The sequence below is a fragment of the Microbulbifer sp. TYP-18 genome (assembly GCF_040932045.1).
Taxonomy (GTDB): Bacteria; Pseudomonadota; Gammaproteobacteria; order Pseudomonadales; family Cellvibrionaceae; genus Microbulbifer.
In genome coordinates this window covers 1-8,568 of record NZ_JBFRBC010000047.1, presented here as the reverse complement: position 1 = coordinate 8,568, position 8,568 = coordinate 1, and the positions used below count along the sequence as shown (strand labels likewise).

Sequence of the window (8,568 nt, the reverse complement as noted above, 5' to 3'; positions counted from 1 at the left end):
TCCCGCGGATTACCTGGCCTGGCTTAAAACGGAAAACCCCACTAATTATACCTATAACGGCAATCTCAATCTCTCCGAGGACTTTGTCCGTCACCGCTTTAACACCAGCCAGGGTATCAGTACCAGCAATTGGGAGATTTATGATAACGACCCCGCTGGTGCCACCATTGCGAGCGTGTATGACAGTACACTACAGCGCAATGTCATTGAGATCACGGGAGACGCTGCCAGCAATGGTTTCCGCACCCTGCAGGGCGGTCAGGTCGATGCCTGGAATATCACCGATGGCATCAAGGTCAGTGCGGAGTTGAAGCTCTCGGGCCCGACAATCCTTTATTACAGGCTGGAGACCTCAAAGGGGCCCGCCTATGTAAGTTATCGCTCCGGTATCCAGGAGCCTTATATCTCCGTTTCGTCCAGTACAGCCTACTATACCTTCCCGCTGGAAGATAAATACCTGGATGGCAACTGGCATACTTTCGAGCGGGACATCCTCGCCGATGTGGCCTATCTGGATCCGGCTGTGGAGGTGCAGGAGATCAAGGCCTTTTATATCCGCGGCAATGGGCGGATAGGGACCATTGCAGTGGATACCCATACCCCGACGGGTAATGGAGCACTGGGCAATGGTCGCTACGAAGTTGAAGTCAAGACCTATAACACCAGCGGGGGGCTCACCGGCACCAGCAGCTTCGACTACGAAATTGGTACACAAACTGAATACCATCCCACCGAGTTCCGCTGGCCTGTCTCTTCCCGCCCGACCGGCAGTGTCGCCACCTTCGAATATGAATCCTCCCCCGGTAACTGGACCTCGGTGCCGGTGGTGGAAGACGGTACTGACCTGAAGGTTCTTCTCGGCGATGTCGACGACGGAACCATTGTTGAGGGAAGCTACAATTTCCGCATCCGCTACGTGCAGGGCGGTGAAACAATCAAACAGACCGCTGGCAGCCCCACACTGACGGTTGGCAAGGGTGCCACCCATGTCAGCAATTTTGCTTTCCAGTACACAGTAGTCGCCCTGCAGAGCAACAGTGGCCATGCCATCAGTGGTTATCCGGTTACCATCGGCAGTGCCCCCGCCCTGGAAAAAATCGTCGCGGTGGTTAAAGACAGTGACGGTGCGGTGGTGTCGATCGCCGAGACCTGGCCCCAGCTGTTCGGCAGTTACAACGGCCAGGTGAACCTGTCCATTGGCAGCCAGCTGGCCGCCGGTGCGGCCTATACCGTCGAACTGACGCTGCACTACGACGACAGCAGTACGAGTAGCGAGGCGCCGTTCGTGGTGGAGGTCGGCAGCCAGGCGGCCCAGGACCAGGTGATTGGTTGGTCGGAGGCAGCCTATGGGCCGCAGGCGGACGAGGTAACCCGATTCGAATACCGTCGTGCGGGCAGTCAGGATGCCTGGAATAGCGTGGCGGTCAACCAGTCCGGTAGTAACTTTAGTGTCAATCTGGGTTATGCCTTGACGGGCAATTATGAGTACCGGGCGTCTAGTTATCGCGATGCAGATAGTAATGGGTACACCGCGAACGATCGGCTGTTGCGGACCCTGTCGGGGACCTTTACAGGGAACAGTGCGGGTAGTGTATCGGCCAACTGGGATGTGCCTGGCTACCAGCGCTCTTCGTTAGAGGGGTATGCCATTACAGGTTATCTGAGCGGGGCAGAAGCGGCGGATATCGCCTACCTGGAGGTCGTGGTTACAGACAATGCCACGGGTTTGCCCATCAGTGCACAACCGGCCTTGACCTGGATCGATCCCGCCACGCTGCGCGATGGCTCCTTTGCCGGTAGGGTAAACCTGTTGGTGGGGGACCCGCTGCCCGACGGTGATTACACGGTGCAGGTTACCCGGTATTTTGTGGGTGGTGGCAGCGCGGTGGATACGGCGTTCCAGCACCAGGTTGGATTGCAGCAGGAGGCGGTGGTCAATCCGCAACTGACCCTGACTCTGGGCGAAGCCTTTGCGGCCAGCGCCGTCAGCCTGTCGATCCGCCCGGTCAACGGCGGCACCTGGGAGACTCTGCCGATAGACCTGGCTACCTGGAGTGTGGAACTGGACAAGGCCAGCCACCCCAACGGTGTCTATGAATACCAGTTGTCCTACACGCTGGATGTGGATGGCGTACCGGTGGCCAAGAGCGGGCTAGGGCGCTTCACTCTCACCGCTGGTGAGAGTTATATCCAGGCCCTGAGTGCCACTGCGTCGGGTGTGGACCTCTCTGCGGCACGCATCAGTCGCTCCTTTTACGATGATGCCGGGCGGGTCTCCGCGACTCTGGACGCGGAAGGTTTCTTGACGGACTATCAGTACAATCGCGCCGGTCAGCTGGTGTCGACCACGCAATATGCCAACCGGGTGTCGGAGTATGATAGCAGCGCCCACTGGTTGAACAGCGGCACCCTGCAGACAGTGCGCCCGGCCGCGGATCCTGCCCTGGATCGCAACAGTTACTGGGTATACGACGCACAGGGCCGCGAAGTGGCGATGATTGATGCGGAGGGCTATGTCACCGAGTATCAGTATGACGCTGCTGGAAACCGGGTGCGCAGCCTTCAGTACGCAGATTCCCTGCACGACCTGAATGAACTCAGCACCGCTTTGGCCGCGGTGGGCAATGATGCGGCGCGGTTGAGTCTCGGCAGTGATCGCGCCCTGGGACAGGTGCGTCCGCTCGCCACAGGAAGCGACCGGGTAACGGAATGGCGTTACGACGGGCGCAACCAGGTCACCCACACCACCGACGCCTTCGGGAATACCAGTCGCTACACCTACACCGCAGGCGGTCAGCTGGAAACGAGTCGCAGTGGTATCGACATTACCAGTGGCTCCATCCTGGATAACTATTTAGGCAACTACCAGGGCAGTCCCACCTTTACAGCGAACACCAGTGCCGCGCGTGATTACAGTGTGGAATATGATGTGCAAGGGCGGGTGATTGCCGAGCGGGATGGCCTTGGGCGTGTAGTTGTCAGCCACAGCTACGACAATAGCGGCCGTCGTATCACCACCACCGATGCCAATGGGTACACCACGCACTTTGCCTACACCCCGGATGGCTTCCTAAAATACAGCGTCGCGCCTGTGTTCGCGCCCGGCACCAACACGGTTGAGTGGCAGGTTACCGGGTTCACCGTCAACGCCTTTGGCGAAGTCACTCAGACCCGTCAATACGCCAACCGCCTGAGTGACACCTTGATCGCCGGCCTCAACTTACATGGTGATGCCGCACAGCTGGACAGCAGTGTCACTGGACTGGCCGATACCGCCGACACCATTGTGGTGAGTGACTACACCCAGCGTGGTCAGCTGGACACTGCCACTGACGGCGAAGGTTTTATCGCCCAATATCAGTACAACGCCTTTGGCGAGCGCACGCAGCTGAGCCAGGCCATTAATCAGGCCAATACCCAACAGGCGGTGACTGAATTTAGCTACAGCCGTCGCGGGCAGTTGGAATCCACCACCAGTCACTTGAGTACGGGGCCCTTTGCCACCGTCGTTTCGAGTGTTGCCTACAACGCCTTCGGTGAGGCGGCGTCTAGTACTGACGGACGCGGTTATATCACGGAGTACGCTTACGATCGCTTGGGGCAGCTGGAAACCCAGACCAATGCGCTGAGTCAGCCGACCACATTTAGCTACGATGCCTTCGGTCGTGTTCTGACTCGCACCGATGCGCTAAACCGGGCCACCACCTATACCTACGACGACACCACACGCACGCAAACGGTAACGACGCCGGAAGGGGTGCAGACGCAAACCGTCAACAACCTGCACGGCGAGACCTTCGAAGTTTATTTAAAGGTGGACGGCAACTGGCAGCGCCAGGCCCAGTACCAGTACGACACCCAGGGCAATCTCACCGACAGCGTCGATGCCCTCAACAACAGCCAAACCCGCGAATACAATGCCGCCGGCCAGCTCACTGCGACCATCGATGCGCGCGGTGTGCGTACAGAAATCACCTACGATCCGCAAGGCCGGGTACTGACCCGCATCCAGGATGTGGGCGGCCTCAACCTGACCACCACCCAGCGCTACGGCCACCGCTTCGAGGAAACCGTGGATGCCAGCGGCAGTGTTACCCGCACCGAGTATGACAAAAGCGGCCGGGTTGAGCGGGTGATTGCGGATGCCACCCAGGATGGCTCCGGCCTCAACCTGCTCACCCAGTACGTTTACGACGGCCAGGGCAATCTGCTGGAAGCTAAGGAGGGAGTCCTCACTGGCGGCATCGACGGCACCGCCAGCTTTACCCGCACGACGCGGTACAGTTATGACGAGCTGGGACGGGTGCAAAGTGAAATTGTCGATCCCGACGGACTCGCGATTACCACCAGTTACCAGTATGACCAAAACGGCAACCACACCCAGATCACCGGTGCCCTGGGTTACAGCAGTTACTTTGTGTATGACGCCCTGGGGCGGGAGCGCTTTACGCTGACACCGGTCTGGACCGATGGCGAAGGGGATGTTCGCTATGCGGCGATGGAGAAGCAGTACGACGCGGCGGGGCAGCTCACCCGGAGTATCGACCACGCCGGTACAGCTGAATTGCCGGCGACCCTGGATATCGCCACTGTTGCGGCAGTTTATAGCAGTGAGACCGACGACCGCACCAGCCGCTATATCTACAACGACGATGGCCAGTTAAGTCACACCATCGACAACCTGGGCCAAGTTGTGGAAACCATCTACGACGGTGCCGGCCGCGTGAACGCGATGATCCAGTATGCCGACAGGATAGATCCGTCCACAGAAAGCGTCGCTGACCTGGTGCGCGATACCAGCCTGGACCGGGAAACCCGTTACCAGTACGACGCCGCCGGCCGCCAGACTCACAGTTTGCGGGTGTACCAAGAGAGCGGTACTCAATACGCCCTGGTCACAGAAACCCTCTACACCGGTCGAGGTCAGGTGGCCGGCGAGATCGCCTATGCCCAGGCGCTCAATCTCAGCACGCAGACCACCGCAGACCTCAATCGCGAGGCTGTCGGCAACCGCCGCAGCGCCTTTGTTTACGATGCGGCCAGCCGGCGCACCCACAGCATCGACAGCTTGGGCTATGTCACTCACACCCAGTACGATGATCTTAACGATCGCGAGACGGTGATCCGTTATGCGAACAGCGTCAGTGTGCCTGTGGCCAGCGCCTGGGGCGGCTTAACCGCGGCGGACCTATCGCTCGCTGCGAGTGCCCAGCACGACCAGGTGATCATCACCCAGTACGATGCCGCCGGACGCAAGAGCAGCCTCACCGAGCGGGTCTGGCAGGACGGCGCCCTGCAGAGCCATACCGAGAGCTACCAGTACGATGCCCTCGGCAACCGTACCCAGATCAGCGATGCGCGCGGCTACAAGACCTACTTCCGCTACGACGCCGCCAGCCGCCTGACCCACAAGCTGGTGCCGCAAAACAGCACCCACGGTTACCTCTCCACCTGGGCCTACGACGCCCGGGGACAGGTGTTGAGCGAGACCCGCTACAGCCAGGCGGTGGCCCAGACTGCCGACCCCGGCGGTATCAATACCAGCACCCTGGCCCATGCCCAGGATCGCAGCACCAGTTACACCTATTACGCCTCCGGCAAGCTCAATACCGAAACGGACACTGCCGGCGTGGTGATGCAGCACGACTACAATGTGTTCGGGGAAGAGTGGCGCACCATCGAAGCCAAGGGCCTGCCTGAGCAGCGGGTCACTTATCGCGCCTTCGACCAGTTGGGTCGCCTGGTGGAAGAGACTGCCGGCCTGCCGGACTGGCAGCAGAGCACCCTCGACAACCGTCATACGCTGACCGAGGCAGAACTGGGCGCAGACGAGCAGATCGCCACCACCTACTTCGGCTACAACGCCTTCAGCGAACTGGAAAGTCTGGTGAGCCCGCGCGGCCCGGGCTACGTCAGTGTGCAGCATCGCGACCAGTTGGGGCGCAAAGTGGGTGAGACCGATGCCCAAGGGGGAATCACCCAAACCACCCTGGACGCCTTTGGCAATATTGTCGTCACCACCGACCCCAACGGTAATACCGGTGTCTTTTTTTATGATGCCAACAACCAGCTCACCCACCAGGTGACACCGGACGGTGCGGTTACCACCTATGCCTACGACGCCTTCGGGCAGGCGACGGACATCCGTACCTATGCGCGGAAGTTGCCGGCGGGTACCGATGTGTCCGGACTGACCCAGGGCAGTCTCAGCACACTGCTGTCCGGCACCGAAGATGCCATCAGCGATCGCCACACCAGCAACGCATACGACAACCGCGGGCAGCTGCTTACCAGCACCCGGTACGGCTACGACCTGATCAATGGGCACGCCACCGCCAATGTCACCCAGTATGAATATGATGCGGCCGGCAACCGCACCGCCATGATCGACGCCCGCGGCGCACGCACCGATTATGTCCTCGATGCGCAGGGCCGGATTACCCGGGAAACCGGTCCGCAGTTCAGTGCTGCACTCACCGCGCATAGCACCAGCACCACCCATGTGCGTGCCATTACAGACTATAGCTACAACGCCTTTGACCGGGTCAGTGTGTCTGAAGGCCGCTATTGGGATGTCAGTGCGGGACAGGTACAAACGGTTTCCGGTGGCGTGCGCACCACGCACATGGCTTACGATCACCACGGTCAGATGTTGGCGCTGGTCGGCCCGGCGTTTACCGCCGCCAGTAGTGTCTCGACCAACACCCCCGATTTTGACGGCACGATCGGTACTGTCACCCTCAAGCAGGTGGTCGAGCAACATTACGATGCCCTCGGGCGTCTGGTGTATGAAGGTCAGCGGGGGTTGCAGAATGCCGCGTTGCAGGCCGATGGTAGTGTCAGTGGTACCCAGCACGGTCAGATCCAGGCCAGTGCTTACAGCTACAACCGCCTGGACCAGCAGGTGTTCTTCCTGGACGCGGACGGCGGCCTCACTTACAGCCGCCACGACGCCGCCGGCAACCTGCGCAGCGAGACCCGCTACGACCAGCGTTTACAAGTGAATGGCAGCGATTGGAGCGGTGCCATCGCCCAGCTGTACCTCGACAGCAGTAGCGGACATTGGCGGAATGATGCACTGGCCCATCAGGCGAGCGAGTTCACCACCGCGAGAAGCACCCACTACCAGTACAACGCCAACAACCTGTTGACCAGAAGCGAGTCCGATAACGGCGTCTTCTTTGATCTCAATAACCTGGTGAATCCCCAATCTACTTCGGGGGACCAGCAAGAACTGCAAAACGGCTTCAGCCTGGGCACTACCCAAAGCAGCCAGCAAATTTACGATGCTAATGGCAACCCCATTATCCAGATCGATGGTAAAGACCAGCCGAGCTTTGCGATCTACGACGCCGCCGGCAACCGGGTACTGGAAGTGGACCGCCTCGGCTATGTTACCGAGTATATTTACGATGGCCTCGGCCAGATTACGGCACAGACCCGCTATGCCGGGGCGCTTAACTTTACTGGTCTCGGCGCCCCCGCCGACAACGAGGCGCGTCACGCCTGGCTCGACAACCTTTACGGTAGCAACCGTGCCGCGCTGGTGGCCAATGTGGTCACCGGCGACGAGCGCACCACCGAATATGTCTACAGCGGCCGCGGTCTGCTGCTGGAAGAGCGCACCAAAGGGGAATCCTTCGCGCGTATCAGCAATGCCGGTACCGCCCTCAATGTCACCCAAGTGACCAGCGATCTGGTGACCCGCTACGACTACGATGGCAATGGCCTGGCCACCACCACCGTGCACTACGACGGTGATGAAAATGCCGCAGATAGCCGTGTGGAGAGTACTGCCTACAACGCCCGCGGCGAGCAGGTACAGACCCAGGGCGCCGAGTACACCGACTATCGGGGCCAGAGTGTGCGCGGTACGATGAGCTACCGCTACGACCTCTTTGGTAACCGCAGCGCCGAGATAGTGCACAACGACAGTGGCAACCAGGTTACCAGTCACAGCTATAACGCGCAGGGTAAGCGCACTGAAACCCGCGATGCGCGGGAAAACCGTGGTGATGCCAACTATGAAGGCAGGGCGCAGTTTGTGTTCGATGCGTTTGGTAACGCGGTTTACCAAACGCAGTATCAGACCGGCATCGACAACAATCAAAGTCAGGTGATTACCTGGCGGCAATACGATGCCCTCGGTCGTGAAACGGCCCGCACTAACAATGTTGACGAGACGGAAACCGGCGGACTGGTAGAGCACGATGTGGCTTACAACACCCATGGGCAGATCGTTGGTAAGGGCATCAATACCGACGTGCGCGACTCGGTGACCGGAGGTAAATACCAGGAGTATTACGTCTATGACAACCTTGGTCGTCTGTTCAAGACCAATAGTGGCAATGGTACGCCCAGGCTCTACCTGTACGACCAGAATGGCAATGCCACGCTTGAAATTACGGCGATCAATAACGACAGTCTGAATAGCATCAATACTGTGCAACAGGCTGTGAATGAAATCACGCAAAGTGAGACCCAGTGGAAATACAGCCTGTTCGATAAGGAGGATCAGTTAATTACGGTGGTGGATGCTCCGTTGGATACCCCCGTTGACAACCCCGA

At 59.4% G+C, this 8,568-nt stretch carries 1 protein-coding gene; it reads left to right on the top strand.

What is annotated here, in order from left to right; translation table 11 throughout:
- On the top strand, positions 1 to 8,568 hold an 8,568-nt coding region (locus ABVT36_RS18335; protein ID WP_368457855.1), incomplete at both ends, for a hypothetical protein.